The organism is Microbacterium sp. E-13 (assembly GCF_049912955.1).
Lineage (GTDB): Bacteria > Actinomycetota > Actinomycetes > Actinomycetales > Microbacteriaceae > Microbacterium.
Genome location: NZ_CP183973.1, coordinates 2051020 through 2066498 on the forward strand (window position 1 = coordinate 2051020; position 15479 = coordinate 2066498).

The 15479-nt window shown below is 68.9% G+C and carries 16 protein-coding genes and 1 tRNA gene; 5 read left to right on the top strand and 12 right to left on the bottom strand.

Translation table 11 applies throughout. From position 1 onward, the window contains the following. Positions 1-86: 86 nt before the first annotated feature. From ACN9MP_RS09350 to ACN9MP_RS09360, 3 genes are all read left to right on the top strand, one after another. A complete protein-coding gene (locus tag ACN9MP_RS09350) occupies positions 87-2045 on the top strand; it encodes a heavy metal translocating P-type ATPase (protein WP_426319601.1) in 1959 nt (652 codons plus the stop codon). A gap of 122 nt (positions 2046-2167) precedes the next feature. Then, the gene (locus tag ACN9MP_RS09355) at positions 2168-2983 is read left to right on the top strand and encodes a universal stress protein (protein WP_426319603.1); all 816 of its coding nucleotides are present in this window, start codon (positions 2168-2170) and stop codon (positions 2981-2983) included. Positions 2984-3094: 111 nt separating this feature from the next. Then, positions 3095-3580, top strand: coding sequence for a hypothetical protein (locus ACN9MP_RS09360; RefSeq protein WP_426319605.1), 486 nt, complete (start codon positions 3095-3097; stop codon positions 3578-3580). A gap of 579 nt (positions 3581-4159) precedes the next feature. Here the strand turns inward: ACN9MP_RS09360 and ACN9MP_RS09365 are convergent. The 10 genes from ACN9MP_RS09365 to rplU all read right to left on the bottom strand — a co-directional run bounded on the left by ACN9MP_RS09365 (position 4160) and on the right by rplU (position 11096). Next, a tRNA-Ala gene (locus tag ACN9MP_RS09365) sits at positions 4160-4232 on the bottom strand. A 71-nt stretch (positions 4233-4303) separates the two neighbouring features. Next, positions 4304-4684, bottom strand: coding sequence for a ribosome silencing factor (rsfS, locus tag ACN9MP_RS09370; RefSeq protein ID WP_426319607.1), 381 nt, complete (start codon positions 4682-4684; stop codon positions 4304-4306). Beyond that, positions 4684-5898 (bottom strand): hypothetical protein, encoded by a 1215-nt coding sequence (locus ACN9MP_RS09375; RefSeq protein WP_426319609.1) that lies wholly within the window; start codon positions 5896-5898, stop codon positions 4684-4686. Before ACN9MP_RS09375 ends, rsfS begins: the two co-directional genes overlap by 1 nt. Further along, positions 5895-6491 (bottom strand): nicotinate-nucleotide adenylyltransferase, encoded by a 597-nt coding sequence (gene nadD, locus ACN9MP_RS09380; protein ID WP_426319611.1) that lies wholly within the window; start codon positions 6489-6491, stop codon positions 5895-5897. Before nadD ends, ACN9MP_RS09375 begins: the two co-directional genes overlap by 4 nt. Before the next feature lie 10 nt (positions 6492-6501). After that, a complete protein-coding gene (locus ACN9MP_RS09385) occupies positions 6502-6726 on the bottom strand; it encodes a hypothetical protein (protein ID WP_426319613.1) in 225 nt (74 codons plus the stop codon). Positions 6727-6780: 54 nt separating this feature from the next. Continuing rightward, positions 6781-8040: a glutamate-5-semialdehyde dehydrogenase gene (locus tag ACN9MP_RS09390; RefSeq protein WP_426319614.1), complete on the bottom strand. Its 1260-nt coding sequence runs from the start codon at positions 8038-8040 to the stop codon at positions 6781-6783. Then, positions 8037-8879, bottom strand: a complete 843-nt coding sequence (proB, locus tag ACN9MP_RS09395) for a glutamate 5-kinase (RefSeq protein ID WP_426319615.1) — start codon at positions 8877-8879, stop codon at positions 8037-8039. Before proB ends, ACN9MP_RS09390 begins: the two co-directional genes overlap by 4 nt. Beyond that, positions 8876-10387 (bottom strand): GTPase ObgE, encoded by a 1512-nt coding sequence (obgE, locus tag ACN9MP_RS09400; RefSeq protein ID WP_426319617.1) that lies wholly within the window; start codon positions 10385-10387, stop codon positions 8876-8878. The genes proB and obgE overlap by 4 nt, the downstream gene beginning before the upstream one ends. 124 nt (positions 10388-10511) lie before the next feature. Continuing rightward, the gene (gene rpmA, locus ACN9MP_RS09405) at positions 10512-10769 is read right to left on the bottom strand and encodes a 50S ribosomal protein L27 (protein WP_109211194.1); all 258 of its coding nucleotides are present in this window, start codon (positions 10767-10769) and stop codon (positions 10512-10514) included. An 18-nt stretch (positions 10770-10787) separates the two neighbouring features. Then, complete coding sequence (gene rplU / locus ACN9MP_RS09410; protein WP_109211193.1) at positions 10788-11096, bottom strand: 50S ribosomal protein L21; 309 nt, start codon at positions 11094-11096, stop codon at positions 10788-10790. A gap of 154 nt (positions 11097-11250) precedes the next feature. On the opposite strand from rplU, the gene ACN9MP_RS09415 reads away from it, so the two are divergent. Next, positions 11251-11517 (top strand): DUF4031 domain-containing protein, encoded by a 267-nt coding sequence (locus ACN9MP_RS09415; protein WP_426319619.1) that lies wholly within the window; start codon positions 11251-11253, stop codon positions 11515-11517. Between the two features lie 61 nt (positions 11518-11578). Here the strand turns inward: ACN9MP_RS09415 and ACN9MP_RS09420 are convergent, their stop codons facing one another. Continuing rightward, positions 11579-14002 carry an Rne/Rng family ribonuclease gene (locus ACN9MP_RS09420; protein ID WP_426319621.1) on the bottom strand — a complete coding sequence of 808 codons (2424 nt, stop codon included), beginning with the start codon at positions 14000-14002 and terminating at the stop codon, positions 11579-11581. 341 nt (positions 14003-14343) lie between these two features. On the opposite strand from ACN9MP_RS09420, the gene ACN9MP_RS09425 reads away from it, so the two are divergent. After that, the gene (locus ACN9MP_RS09425) at positions 14344-14961 is read left to right on the top strand and encodes a vitamin K epoxide reductase family protein (protein ID WP_426319623.1); all 618 of its coding nucleotides are present in this window, start codon (positions 14344-14346) and stop codon (positions 14959-14961) included. A gap of 84 nt (positions 14962-15045) precedes the next feature. Here ACN9MP_RS09425 and ndk read toward each other — a convergent pair whose 3' ends face one another. Next, the gene (ndk, locus tag ACN9MP_RS09430) at positions 15046-15462 is read right to left on the bottom strand and encodes a nucleoside-diphosphate kinase (protein WP_426319624.1); all 417 of its coding nucleotides are present in this window, start codon (positions 15460-15462) and stop codon (positions 15046-15048) included. Positions 15463-15479: the final 17 nt, after the last annotated feature.

Consider the following 15479-nt stretch of genomic DNA (forward strand, 5'->3'; position numbering starts at 1 on the left):
GACTGTCAACGAGATGCCCGCCTTCTGTCACCTGGTCGCACAACACCGCAGTGGTATCGGGGTCGGACAGGGGTGAGGCTGAGGGCGTGACATTGATTCGGGCGATCCGGCGGTACCCGGTGATCACCGCCTCGACCGCGGTCGTGGCGGTGGTCCTCACTCTCCAGCTGTCCGGGGCACCCACCGCGGCGCGCTGGCTCGCGACCGCGTACGTCGGCGGGTTCATCGCGTGGACGCTCGTGGGAATGGTGCGCGATGTGCTGCGCGGTCACGTCGGGCTCGACATCCTCGCGGTGGTGGCGATGATCGCCACACTTGCGGTGGGCGAATACATCGCCTCGCTGATCGTCGTGCTGATGCTGTCCGGTGGTGAGGCGCTCGAGGACTACGCCGGCCGGCGCGCGCGGCGCGACCTCACCGCCCTGCTGGACGGGTCGCCGAGGATCGCACATGTGCTCGTGTCGGACAGCGGGGGGTCGGACGAGGTGCGCGATATTCCTGTCGATCAGGTCGAGGTGGGCGTCGTCCTTCTGGTCCGTCCGTCCGAGATCGTGCCCGTCGATGGGACCCTGATCACCGCCAGCGCGGACTTCGACGAGTCCTCCCTCACGGGTGAGAGCATGCCGGTGACGCGGGACGTCGGCGACGAGGTGCTGTCTGGGGCGATCAATGGAACGCGCGCCGTGCGACTTCGGGCGACGCGGCTGAGCGCCGACAGTCAATATCAGCAGATCGTCGCGCTCGTGCGCGGAGCCCAGGAATCCCGTGCACCCGTCGTCCGGCTCGCCGACCGCTTCGCCATCCCGTTCACGGCGGTCTCCCTCGTGCTGGCGGGAACGGCCTGGGCGTTATCGGGTGATCCCACCCGCTTCGCCGAAGTGCTCGTGCTCGCCACCCCCTGTCCCCTTCTCATCGCCGCGCCCGTTGCCTTCCTCGGCGGCCTGTCACGCGCCGCCAAGAGCGGCGTGATCATCAAGAGCGGCGCCGTCATCGAACAGCTGGCGACTATCCGTTCGGTCGCGTTCGACAAGACCGGGACGCTCACTGAGGGCCGGCCGGATCTCGTCGAGGTTCGTGCCGCCGAAGACTTCACACCTGACGACGTGCTCCTTCTCGCAGCTTCCGCCGAGCAGTACTCATCCCACGTGCTCGCCGACGGCATCCGACGGGCGGCCCTGGAACGCGGGCTGAAGCTCCAGACGACGAACGAGGCCAGCGAAGTGGCGACCAATGGCGTCGAGGCTGTCTTCGCCGGTCGCAAGGTGGCTGTCGGAAAGCCGGGATACATCTCCGCTCTCGCGGCGGACACCACCCGGACACGGCTTGCGTCTGGTGAGGCGGCCGCGTACGTCGCGGTGGACGGACGGTTCGCGGGCACGCTCATCCTCGCCGACGACGCGCGGCCCGAGTCCGCTGCCGTCGTCGCCTGGCTGCGCGAGAACGGCGTGGAGCGCGCCGCGATGCTCACTGGAGATGTGGACGCGACCGCGAGATCAATCGCTCGCCAGGTCGGCATCGAGGAAGTGCATGCAGAGATGCTGCCCCCTCAGAAGGTGGAACTGGCGCGCGGAATGAGTCCGCGACCGGTGATGATGGTCGGCGATGGCGTCAACGACGCTCCCGTGCTCGCAGCATCCGACGTCGGAGTCGCCATGGGCGCGAAAGGAGCGACTGCAGCAGGCGACGCCGCGGACGTCGTCATCCTCGTCGATTCGCTCACGAAGATCGTGGACGCGATATGGATCGGACGGCACACCCTCAGGGTTGCTCTCACCGCGATCTGGATCGGCATCGGGCTGAGCGTCGGCCTCATGCTCATCGCCATGACAGGTGTCATCCCCGCCGTCGCAGGTGCTCTGACTCAGGAGCTCGTCGACCTGGCGACCATTCTCTACGCTCTGCGCGCCCTCAGCGGGAAGGCTCCACAGATCACTTTGCCCGGTGATGCAGACGGGACTGCGGAGTCGTCGGCTCCGGCGATGCCAGGCTCATCGACATCCCGTCGCAAGAATCGAGTGTGCTCGCCCACCCTGGACCAGGGGTGATTGCGGTAGCTCGCCAGGTGGTCAGCGACCATATCGATGAAAGGGACTTTGGGCCCCGTCCCCGCGCCGGAGCCGCAGTATCGTCCAGTCCGGGCACAGCCGTGTCCGGGTAGGAGGATGTCATGTCCCGCATCGTCGTCGGTTACGACGGAAGCCCTGCCGCCCAAGCGGCCGTCGACTGGGTCGCGACCCGCGTCGTGCGGGACGGCGGGATCGTACAGTTCGTCACCGTAGGGAACTCCGTCGAGATCAGCGACGATTCGCGCGCAGCTGCACTATTGAGGGCAGCGGAGCGACGCCTGCACGACCTCGCACCCGCGAGCCCGGTGGAATCGCATCAGGTCACCGGCCGCATGCCTGGTGCCCTCATCGAGGACGCGAGGGAGGCCGACATCCTCGTGATCGGCGTGCATCGCAGCCGACCGGTGCGATCGACGCTGACCGGGCTTCTCCCTGCACACTTGGCTGCCCACGTCGAGACTCCACTTTGCCTCGTTCCCGATACCTGGGAACCGAACAACCGCCCCGTGACGGTCGGCGTCGATGATGACACATCGTCGGATAACGCGCTGGTCTTCGCCGCGCGCGAAGCAGCCACGCAAGGCATCGGCCTTCGCGTCGTCCACGGCTGGCTCATGCCGGCCCCGACGATCGACGGCACAGTCACGCTCCTCGCCTCGCCGCCACAGGTGAAGGAGGCGCACCGCCGCATCCTCCGCGAGGCGGTGCAGCAGTGCGCGTCCGTGTCCCTGGAACTCGACATCGAGGAACGCCTCGTTCCCGAGGAAGCCGCCTCTGCGCTTCGCGGTGCGGCCCCGGAATCCTCGCTCATCGCTATCGGCACTCACCACCGCGGTCTCCTTTCGGCGATTGCAGCGGGCGTCGCATTTGAGATCATCGGGCAGGTGGACTGCCCGGTCTGCGTGGTCCCGGCGTGAATTCCCGGTCGGGCGACCTTCCACGCTGGCGCTCCCCCGGCGCATCGATCATGCTGCACCGGCGGGACCTTGGACCCACGCATGCATCGACACCTCAGCAAAGGTGAAGCCATGGGCATGGACACACTGGCGCGGCGGTCGCTATTGGTCGCGCAAGGCTTCGTCGCAGTGACAGCCATCGCAGGAGGCACAGCCATCGTGGTCGGTGCGATGAGTCCCGCGATGGCGACCGTCCTCAGTCCACCACCTGCCTACCTCGAGGGCTCACCGTTCTCGAGCTACCTCGTGCCCGGCCTGGCGCTCGCGGGACTGCTCGGCGGCATTCACGTCGTAGCATTCATCACCCTGCTTCGGCGGTACCGCTGGAGCCTGCTCATCTCGGCCGCAGCAGCGTTCGCCACCCTCATCTGGATCTTCGTTCAGATGATGTTCATTCCGTTCAGCTTCCTGCAGGCGGTCTACTTCGTCGCCGGGCTGGCGGAAGCCGGCCTGATCATGGTGCTTCTCGGCCTTTTCACTCGGCCTGCCACCGCAGGACAGCTCGCCGTCTCCACTGCCCTCCCGGTGTCGACCGGTTCGACCGGTTCCGCGACATAGTCCTTTCAGTACGGACCTGTTGCCCCGTGCGATGAGCTGGCCGCAGGCTCCAATGCATACACGCCGCGCCGACGTTGGTTGCAGATGAGCACGAAAAGTCACATGGATCACGCGCAGCCAGCAGTATCCTGCGGGCGGCGCGGAGCCGGTGCGATCGGTGCGGTACCGCCCAAGGTGCCGCACCGATCGTCGAGGGTGTGCAAAGCGCTGAACGAGGGGCCCGAACCCCTCAACACCCTCGATGGGCGATGCGAGCGTCAGACCAAGCGCCCGTCGGTCTCGCCCACGCCATACCCGTGCCCACGACGACAGTTCATCGCGTATGCGACTCGTCCACAGGGTCGAAAGTCCCGTCGGTCGACCAGGACCACGACCCCCGCGTGGACCTCCCGATGCCCCTGCGCGTCGTCGCCGCGAACATCGAGGGTGCCGCCGAGCAGGTGTTCGAGTCCGGGCCGCTCGTCGATGCGATGCTCGCCTCGGCGTCGGTTCGCGGAGTAGAAGGCGACGGAGACCTTTCACGCCTCCACCGGGCGCCGGAGCTGCGGCGAAGAGCCGCGGACTTCCGGGAAAAATCGGTGGACCTGAGGGGACTCGAACCCCTGACCCCCTGCATGCCATGCAGGTGCGCTACCAGCTGCGCCACAGGCCCGGACGTTGTTCCCGCTCTCGCGGGGCAACTCGTCTAGCTTACAACACCCCGGGGAGTGCTCCGTACCAGCCTCAGTCTTCGGCGGAGGCCGCAGCCGGCAGATTCACCGGCACCACGGGGCAGTCCTTCCAGAGGCGCTCGAGCCCGTAGTAGACCCGCTCCTGCTCGTGGAACACGTGCACCACGAGGTCGCCGAAATCGATCAGCACCCAGCGCGACTCCTGGCGTCCCTCACGTCTCAGTCGCTTGTAGCCGGCCTCTAGCAGCTTGTCTTCGATCTCGTCCGCGATGGCGGCGACGTTGCGTTCGCTGCGGCCCGTGACCAGCAGGAAGATGTCAACGAGCGGAAGGGGCTGCGACACGTCGAGGGCGACGAGGTCTTCGCCTCCCTTCGAATCGGCGGCGGCTGCCGCGATCTGCAGCATGTCATGCGACTGCGCGCTCGCCACCATCAGAAGACCCCCGTGACGAACGCGAGGATCAGCACGCCCACGAGGGCGAGTGCGAGGACGCCCGCAGTGATCGCCAGCGACATCATCAGCTTGCTGCCCTTCTCGGGCGTCGGAGGCTTGATCACCTCGCCGGGCGTCTTGGCGGTGCTCACGGCGGCGCTCGCGGCGATCGGCGTGGGCGACGAGTGCGACGGCAGTTCACCGTCGACGAGCGTCGCGTCGATCTCCTTGCCGTCGGCCGTGCCCTTGGCGTGGCCCGTGGAGCCGAGGCCCTCGGGCAGGTTGAACGTGCCGGTGACGATGACCTCGCCCGTCGCGGTGACCGGAGCGACCAGGGGCGACACCTCGGGTGCCTGCGACACGATGAGGGTGTTGGGGATGGCGAGCGCACCGGTCGTGCGCGTCAGCAGCTGGTCGAACGACGGCGGAAACTCGACCGCCGCGGGCCGGGTGGCGGCGGGCCTCTCGTCGAGCAGACTGGCGCCGAGGAGCGGGCTCACGGACTTCGGAGCGGCAATGGCCTCGGCGGTCTCCCCTTCTGTCTCGGGGCTCGAGGCCTCGTCGGCATCCTCGCGCGTCGGCGCCTCTGCGGCGGCCTCTGGCTCCGCAGCGGGCCACCATGCGGCGGTCGTCGCAGTCACGGGCGGTGCCGGCTCGTCGGCCGGCTGCTCGGGAGCGGACCCGGCAGCTTCACGAGGGATGCCGAAGAGGGCGTGCATGCCGCTGTCCGTCGAGACGGCGGACTCCTCGCCCTGCGGGGTGGTGAACAGCGGGCGCTCAGGCTCGTCGGGCGCGAGGGCCGGTGGCGCCGACGGGAAGGAGACGGCGGGCGCCGTGCCTGTCGTCGCAGCGGCGTGCGCAGCGACGATCTCCGGAGTGATGACGGGCACCGAGGCAGTGCGGATGCGCTCCTGCTGTCGCGCCTGGCGGCGGGTCAGCGGCGAGACCCCGAGATCGACCGCGGCGTCGGGCACGGGCGCGGGAGGCACGGGTGCGGGTTCGGACGGGCGCGGGAACGGCGCGGCGGCGGCCGTCGCGGGCGGGTTCGCGGTCGGTTCGCCGGCGGCGGGGGATTCGACGGGCGGCGCGGCGCTGTCGTCAGGATCGCCGGGCGTCGCGTTCGGGTCGATGATGGGCGTCGATCCCGTGTTCCGCAGTTCGCGGATCTGCTTACGTGTGAGGGCTGGCGTTGCCGGGTGCTCGGGTGTGCTCATTCCTTGCTCCGGTAGAGATGATGCTTCGCAATGTATTGGACAACCCCGTCGGGAACGAGGTACCACACGGGGTGTCCTCGCTGAACTCGATCGCGGCAGTCCGTCGATGAGATGGCGAGGGCGGGAATCTCGAGCTGGCTGACGTCGTCGCTGGGCAGGCCGTCCGTGTTCAACACGTGGCCGGGCCTGGACACCGCGACGAAGTGGGCGAGATCCCACAGTTCATCATGGTCTCTCCAACTGAGAATTTGCGCTATGGCGTCGGCGCCCGTAATGAAGAAGAGCTCCGCGTCCGGGCGCTGGGCCTTCAGATCGCGGAGCGTGTCGATGGTGTACGTGGGTCCCTGGCGGTCGATGTCGACGCGGCTGACGGTGAACCGGGGGTTGGATGCCGTGGCGATGACCGTCATCAGATAGCGGTGCTCGCTCGGCGAGACGTCTTCCTTCTGCCACGGCTCGCCCGTGGGCACGAAGACGACCTCGTCGAGGTCGAACCACTGCGCGACCTCGCTGGCGGCGACCAGGTGCCCATGATGCACCGGGTCGAACGTGCCGCCCATGACCCCGATCCTGGGGGCTGTCGTCACCGACATCCAAGAAGCCTCAGTGGCCGTGCCCCGCTCGCTGGACGTCGTCGGCGTGAGCCTTGGCATACGCCTCGGCCTTGTGCGCGTGGCGGTTCGCCACGTTGCGGTAAGACGCCGTCACCAGCGCCAGCGCGGCGAAGACCACGATCGCGGTGATGCCGTAGCCGACGGTCTCGAGCGCGACGTTGCCGTGGTGCTCGGACTCTTCGGCGGCGAGGGCGAGGATCGTGGCGAAAGTCATTCGGGCTCCGTTCGGGTTCGCCTCTGGGGCGCGGGACTGCTCAAGTCTATTCGGTTACGCGCGGACCTGCCCGGCGCCGCGCGCGAGCCACTTCGAGCTCGTGAGCTCGGCGAGGCCCATGGGGCCGCGGGCGTGCAGCTTCTGCGTCGAGATGCCGACCTCTGCACCGAAGCCGAACTCGCCGCCGTCGGTGAATCGGGTCGACGTGTTGGCCATCACGACCGCCGAGTCGACCTCGGCGAGGAAGCGGGCCTCGTTCGCGGCATCCTGCGTCACGATCGACTCGGTGTGATGCGTGGAGTACCGGCGGATGTGATCGAGGGCATCGTCGAGGTCGTCGACCACGCGCATCGCGAGGTCGAGGCTCAGGTACTCGGTCGCCCAGTCTTCTTCAGTCGCGGGCGTCACGCCCGCCGCGAGGCGCTCGACCGTCTCGTCGCCGTGCACGGTGACGCCGCTCTGCTGGAGCGCCTCGACCACCGGGCCCACGAGTCGTTCCGCAGCGCTGCGGTGCACCAGCACCGTTTCGACCGCATTGCAGACGCTGGGCCGCTGGGTCTTGGCGTTGACCACGATGTCACGCGCCCAGTCCAGCGGGGCCGTCTCGTCCAGGACGATGTGCACGACACCCGCCCCGGTCTCGATGACCGGAACAGAGGATTCGGTGACGACGGTCTCGATGAGCTGGGCGCTGCCGCGCGGCACGAGCACGTCGACGATGCCGCGGGCGTGCATCAGCTCGCGAGCCCCTTCGCGCCCGAACTCGTCCACGGTCTGGATCGCTTCGGGGTCGATGCCCCGCTCGGCGAGAGCGCCCCGCATGGCGTGCACGAGCGCGGCGTTGGTCTGCTCGGCGGCGGTGCCGCCGCGCAGGACGACGGCGTTGCCGGAGCGCAGCGCGAGGGCGGCGATGTCGACGGTCACGTTCGGCCGCGCTTCGTAGATCGAGCCGACGACGCCGAAGGGCACGGCCACCTTGGTCAGCGACACGCCGTTCGAGAGTGTGCGCTCATCGAGCACGCGGCCGACGGGGTCGGGCAGCGCGGCGATCTCACGCACCGCAGAGGCGAGCGCAGCCACGCGTGGCTCATCGAGACGCAGGCGGTCCTGCAGAGCGGTGGAGAGACCGGTGTCGCTGCCGCGCTGCAGATCCTCGGCATTGGCGGCCACGATCACCGGCGCCGCGGACTCGATGGCACCGGCGATGGCGAGGAGCGCATCGCGTTTTGCATCGTCGGTCAGCAGGCCGATGCTGCGCGCAGCGTCCTTCGCGAGCAGCATCCGTTCCCGGGCCGTCGTGGCGGTGATGGTCATCCGCCCAGTGTATCGACCGCGGTGCGCACCGGTCCCGTCGCCGCGGGCGCCGTGGGCTCGGGATTGGGCTGGAACCACGTGCCGATCTCCTCGCCCGCGAGGGCCTCGCCGACGAGATCGGCGCTGGTGACGAGCACGCCGATTCCGGATGCTGCCGCCAGCCGGGCGGCGGACACCTTGGTGGCCGCTCCCCCCGTGCCGACGCTGTTGACGACGACCGAGCCGAACTCGAACCCGTGCAGGTCTTCGCCGTACGAGACGCGCGGGATCGGCAGTGCGCCGGGCTCGTCCGGTGGGCGGGTGTAAAGGCACTCGATGTCGCTGAGGAGCACCAGCGCGTCAGCACCGACCAGCTGCGCGACCAGCGCGGCCAGCCGGTCGTTGTCGCCGAAGCGGATCTCATGCGTCGCCACGGTGTCGTTCTCGTTGACGATCGGAAGGATCCGCAGCCCCAGCAGCCGCTCCATCGCCCGCCGCGCGTTCGAACGATGCGTGGCGTTCTCGAGATCACCGGCGGTCAGGAGCACCTGGCCGGCGACGATCCGGAACTCGCGCAGTGCGGCCTGATAGCGGTAGATCAAGACGTTCTGCCCCACGGCGGCGGCGGCCTGCTGGGTGGCGAGGTCGCTCGGGCGCTCGTCGAGCAGGAGGTAGGGCATTCCGGTCGCGATCGCGCCGGACGAGACGAGCACGACCTCGGTTCCTCGCCCGTGGGCGGCCGCAAGGGCGTCGACGATGGGCTTGATCTTGTGGGCGTTGTCGCCGCTGATGGACGACGACCCCACCTTGACGACGACGCGGCGGGCGGCCGGCAGGTCGCGGCGCTCGATTGCGCTCACACGCCCTCCTCCTGGCCGCCCCTGCTCTTCTCGGCGATGCGCTCGGCCTCGAGCTCGGCGCGCGCATCGGCCTTGGCGTCCATCATGTCGTGGTACCGCTCGCGCCGCTCAGACGTGGTCCGGCGGGTGTCGCGCAGCAGGCGCGGGTCGGTGCCGCGCGGTGCGGTCATCAGCTCGGCGTGGGAGGAGATGGACGGCTCCCAGTCGAACACGATGCCGTCTCCCTCGCCGATCACGACGGTGGCGCCCGGGGTGGCGCCCGCGCGGAACAGCTCGTCTTCGACGCCCAGCTTCTCGAGGCGGTCGCCGAGGTAGCCGACGGCCTCTTCGTTCTGGAAATCGGTCTGCTGCACCCACTTCAGCGGCTTGTCGCCGAGAATGCGGTAGATGTTGCCGTACGTGCCGCCCTCGACCCGCACTGAGAACTCCTTCTGCGCACCTCTGGGCCTGATGACGATGCGCTCGGGTGCGGGAGCGGCCGCGAGCTCGGCACGATGCCGGGCGACGATGTCGCCGAGGGCGAAGGTGAGCTGCCGGAGACCCTCGTGGCTCACAGTCGAGATCTCGAACACGCGGAAACCGCGCTCCTCGAGCTCAGGGCGCACGAGGTCGGCGAGGTCCTTCGCCTCCGGCACGTCGACCTTGTTCAGGGCGACCAGCTGAGGCCGATCCAGCAGCGGCGTCTGGCCCTCCGGCACGGGATACGCCGCGAGCTCGGCGAGGATCACGTCGAGGTCGCTGAGCGGGTCGCGCCCGGGCTCCAGCGTCGCGCAGTCGAGAACGTGCACGAGGGCGGTGCAGCGCTCGACGTGCCGCAGGAACTCCAGACCCAGGCCCTTGCCCTCGCTCGCACCCTCGATGAGACCCGGGACGTCGGCGACCGTGAACCGCTGCTCCCCCGCCTGCACCACGCCCAGGTTGGGGTGGAGGGTCGTGAAGGGATAGTCGGCGATCTTCGGCCGTGCCGCGGAGACCGCGGCGATGAGGCTGGACTTGCCCGCCGACGGGAATCCGACGAGCGCCACGTCGGCGACCGTCTTGAGTTCGAGAAGGACGTCGCCCTCCCAGCCGGGCGTTCCGAGGAGCGCGAAGCCGGGCGCCTTGCGCTTCGGAGTCGCCAGGGCAGCGTTGCCGAGGCCGCCGATCCCGCCGGGCGCGGCGACGAAGCGCATGCCCGGCTCGATCATGTCCACCAGCGTCCCGCCCGCGGCATCCTTCACCACCGTCCCGACGGGAACGGGAAGCAGCAGGTCTTCCCCCGCCGCCCCGGACCGGTGGTCGCCCATGCCGAAGCCGCCGTTGCCGCTCGATCGGTGCGGTGAGTGGTGGTACGACAGCAGGGTGGTGACCTGCGGGTCGGCGACCAGCACGACGTCGCCGCCATGGCCGCCGTTGCCGCCGTCGGGTCCCGCGAGCGGCTTGAACTTCTCGCGCTTGACCGACACGCAGCCGTTGCCGCCCTTGCCGGCTCGCAGGTGCAGCGTCACGCGGTCGACGAACGTGACCATGCGGTCCCCCTCGAGTCTGGATGCTTCCCGGTGATCCGGGATCGGAAAAAAGGGAAGGGGCGAGCCGAAGCCCGCCCCTTCACGAAGTCTGCGCCACTGGCGTGGTGCCTGAGCCTGATGAGACCTACTCCGCGACCGCCACGACGTTGACGACCTTGCGGCCGCCCTTGTGACCGAACTCGACCGCTCCTGCGGCCAGCGCGAACAGCGTGTCGTCGCCACCACGGCCGACGTTGGCGCCGGGGTGGAAGTGGGTGCCACGCTGGCGGACGAGGATCTCGCCTGCGTTGACGGCCTGGCCGCCGAAGCGCTTCACGCCGAGGCGCTGTGCGTTGGAGTCACGACCGTTGCGGGTGGAGCTTGCGCCCTTTTTGTGTGCCATCTCTGCGTCTCCTGTGGCTTACTTGATGCCGGTGACCTTGACGCGCGTGAGGTCCTGACGGTGGCCCTGGCGCTTCTTGTAGCCGGTCTTGTTCTTGAACTTCTGGATCACGATCTTCGGGCCGCGCTCCTCGCCGAGCACCTCGGCGGTCACGGTGACCTTCGCGAGCTTGTCGGCGTCGGTCGTCACGGTGTCACCGTCGACGAAGAGCACCGCGGGGAGCTCGATCTTGTCGCCGACCTTCGCGGCCTGGCGGTCGAGAACGACGATCGTGCCGACCTCGACCTTCTCCTGCCGACCACCGGCGCGCACAACTGCGTAAACCACTTCACACCTGTTTCTTCTGGGAGCACGCGCACGCACTCAGGACGTCATGAAAGATTTGGTGCGGATGTCTCGACGCACCAAGGGTCGACTTTACCAGATGCCGGCTCAGTCCGCGAAAGCGGGCGGTGCGACGCGCGGTGCGTAGGATCTGCACGTGGCGATCCTCATCGATGATCCGCTCTGGCCGGCCCACGGCCGCCTCTGGGCGCACCTGGTCACCGACACCGACCTGGCCGAGCTCCACGCCTTCGCTGCGGCGAACGGCATTCCGGCGAGAGGCTTCGACCGCGACCACTACGACGTGCCCGACGAGGCCCACGCGCGCCTCGTGGCTGCCGGGGCGGAGCACGTGAGCGGCCACGAGCTGGTGCGTCGTCTCATCGCCTCCGGTCTGCGGGTGCGCGCGCGCGACCGTCGCTGAACACGCCCCCGAACTCAGCCGAGAGCGTCCCGGCCGCCGAGGCGGCCGGGACGCGGTGGGCTCAGTCCTCGGACGGGGAGTGCGGAACCGGCGTGCCGGTCAGGGCGGCGGTGGTCACGCGCCGACGCGAGCGCCCCTGCCCCGGAGCCTTCGGCTCGGGCAGCGCGTTGAGCACGGAGTCCAGGAGCAGGTCCTTCTCGGTGCGCGCTTCCTTCTTGACGCCGGAGTCCTTCTTCACGACGGACTCCTTCTTCGCACCGGAGTCCTGCCGCTTCTTGCGCTGCTTCTTGGGGCGCTCGACGGGTGCCGCCTCCTCGACGAGCGGGGCCTCCTCGACGTGTGCTGCCTCGTCGTGGTGGTGGATCGTGGAAGCCGCGATCTGTGCGAGGGCCGACTTGACGCCCTCGGTGATCACGTGCGTGCCGTTGGAACCACCGGAGGGCGGCGTGGGCGCTCCGCCGCGGGGACGCCGACCCGACGACGAGGGCGATCCGGCGGCGGGAGCGCGGTGCTTCACCACGGGGTCGTGGTGAACGATCAGCCCTCGCCCGGCGCACACCTCGCAGGCCTCGCTGAAGGTCTCGAGAAGCCCCAGCCCGAGCTTCTTGCGCGTCATCTGCACCAGGCCGAGCGACGTGACCTCGGCGACCTGGTGCTTGGTGCGGTCCCTGCTCAGGCATTCCACGAGCCGCCGAAGCACGAGGTCGCGGTTGGACTCGAGCACCATGTCGATGAAGTCGACGACGATGATCCCGCCGATGTCGCGAAGGCGCAGCTGCCGGACGATCTCTTCGGCCGCCTCGAGGTTGTTCTTCGTGACGGTCTCTTCGAGGTTCCCGCCCGAGCCGACGAACTTGCCGGTGTTGACGTCGACGACGGTCATCGCCTCGGTGCGGTCGATGACAAGCGAGCCGCCCGAGGGCAGCCACACCTTGCGATCGAGGGCCTTCTCGATCTGCTCGGTGACGCGGAAGACGTCGAACGGGTCGTGGTCGCCCTCGTAGCGCTCGACGCGCTCGAGGAGGTCGGGCGCGACGGACTCGAGGTACTTCGAGATCGTGTGGTGCGCGTCGTCGCCCTGGATGAGCATCTTCGAGAAGTCCTCGTTGAAGACGTCGCGAACGATCTTGACGAGCAGATCGGGCTCGGAGTGCAGCAGTGCCGGGGCCTGAATGGTCTCGATCTGCTTCGAGATGTGCTCCCACTGGTTGGTGAGACGCTGCACATCGCGGGTCAGCTGGTCTTCGGTGGCGCCCTCGGCCGCGGTGCGGACGATCACGCCCGAAGACTCGGGGAGCACCTCTTTGAGGATCTTCTTGAGACGGGCGCGCTCGGTGTCGGGAAGCTTGCGCGAGATGCCGTTCATCGCCCCGCCCGGCACGTACACGAGGTAGCGGCCCGGCAGCGAGATCTGGCTGGTCAGGCGCGCACCCTTGTGGCCTACGGGGTCCTTGGTGACCTGCACCAGCACGCGATCACCGGTCTTGAGGGCGAGCTCGATGCGACGCGGCTGGTTTCCCGTCTCGACGGCATCCCAGTCCACTTCGCCCGAGTAGAGCACAGCGTTGCGCCCACGGCCGATGTCTACGAACGCCGCCTCCATGCTCGGCAGCACGTTCTGCACGCGGCCGAGGTAGACGTTGCCGATCAGCGACGCATCCTGGTTGCGGGCGACGTAGTGCTCGACGAGCACATTGTCTTCGAGCACCGCGATCTGGATCCGGCCGTTGCGCGAGCGCACGATCATGACGCGATCGACCGCTTCGCGACGCGCGAGGAACTCGGCCTCCGTGACGACGGCGCGGCGACGGCCGGCCTCGCGGCCGTCACGACGTCGCTGCTTCTTAGCCTCGAGGCGGGTCGAGCCCTTGATGCGCTGCGGCTCGGTGATCAGCTCGACGGCGCGCTGGCGCGGCTGAGAGGGCTGATCGGCGGGAGCGGATGCCTCGTCACGGCCCTCGCCGCCGCGGCGACGACTGCGGCGACGCGAGGTGCCCGAAGGCGCGGCGGCGTCCGCTTCGGGCTCGGGCTCGGGCTGCGGGCGCCCGGGACGGGCCGGAAGCACGACGATGTCGGGAGCGTAGAAGTGCAGCTGCGTCGAGACGGCCGAGACGAACTCCTCGGGCAGCAGGCCCAGGCTCACAGCCGTGACCTGTTCCGGGCCGACGGGTGACTCGGCCTGCGGCTCTTCCGCGGCTTCGGCCGGCGCAGCATCGGCGTCACCCTCGGCCAGCGGTTCGTCGCCCGCGGCGGTGTCCGTCGCCGGTTCGTCCGTCGATTCCGCGTCCGCGGCGCGCCCGGCAGGCAGCTCGGCCGAAGATCCCTCGGCCGGGTCGCCGGTCACCGTCACCGTCTCCGCGGCCCCGGCGGGCGATTCCGTCGACGCGGCGGTGCCCGCCGCTGCGTCCGCGGGCGGGGCCTCCGCTGTCAGCGGTGCGTCCGGTTCGGTCTGAGGGGTGAAGTCTGCATCTGTTCCATCAGCCATCACTGGCGTACTCCTAGCGGGGCGACACCGCGCGTCGCCCGGCGAAATCTCGTGCGGCGCCGCCCATGCCCTCCGGACGGGGCGGTGCCGCGAACTCACTCGGTCTGCAGCGGAGGTCCGGCGCTAGGCGGATGCTCGCGCTGCCAAGGGCGTTCGTCGCCCTGAAGTCTTCTGGTGATGATCCCGACGGCGCGGCCGTGGGTCATCGCCCCCATTATCGCACTTACCCGGCCAGAATGCCCATTCGACGCCGAGCGCGGCGTTCCCACGCCGAAGACCGCGGAATTGCCACGGCCCTGAGCAGAGGCATCCGTGCAGATCGCGATGCCATAATCCGAGACATGGCCGACCAGCAGACCCACACTCGTCCTACGGGCCTCGCCATCTGGCTCGTCGTCGCCGGCGTCATCGGCTGGTGGGCGGCCTTCTCTCTGACGATCGAGAAGCTCCACGTGCTCGCGAATCCCGACGCCATCGCGTCCTGCGACTTCAGCGTGCTCGTGCAGTGCACCGCCAATCTGCAGTCGTGGCAGGGCAGCGTCTTCGGGTTTCCGAACCCGCTCATCGGTTTGTCGGGATGGGTGGCGCCGATCGTCGTCGGAATGGCGATCATCGCCCGCGCCCGCTTCGCGCGGTGGTTCTGGTGGTGCTTCTGGGCCGGGATCGCGTTCGCCTTCGGCTTCGTGATCTGGCTCATCAGCCAGAGCATCTACGAGCTGCACACGCTGTGCCCGTGGTGCATGGTCACGTGGTCTGTCACGATCCCGACCTTCTACGCCGTAACCCTGCATCTGCTGAGGGCGGGGCTCTTCCCGGCGTCGGAGCGGGTCCGCGACGCGGCCGACCGACTGATGGCGTGGGTGCCTCTCGCGGCCATCGTGAGCTACGCGATCGTCCTTCTGCTGGCGCAGCTCGAGCTGAACGCCATCGTCAACATCTGGCAGACGCTGTTCGGCTAGCGACGTCGATACGCGCGGCGCGCGCAGGTCGCTCCCCGAGCCGGCGGCCCCTCGCCGCAGCGCGGGTCCGCCGGCATCGTGGGCTCAGCCGAACCAGATCTCGAGTTCACGGGCAGCCGACTCGGGGCTGTCAGAGCCGTGGACGAGGTTCTGCTGCACCTTGAGGCCCCAGTCGCGGCCGTAGTCGCCGCGCACCGTGCCCGGAGCGGCCGTCGTCGGGTCGGTCGTGCCCGCCAGCGAGCGGAAGCCCTCGATCACGCGATTGCCGGCGAGGCGGATGGCGACCGACGGTCCCGACATCATGAATTCGAGGAGGGGCTCGTAGAACGGCTTGCCCTCGTGCTCGGCGTAGTGACGCTCGAGCGTCTCGCGGTCGGGTTCGACGAGGCGGATGTCGACGAGCGCGTAGCCCTTGGCCTCGATGCGGGCGAGGATCGCGCCGGTGAGGCCGCGGGCGACGCCGTCGGGCTTGACGAGGACGAGGGTCTCTTCGGTGGCCATGCAGGGTCTCCGTTTCG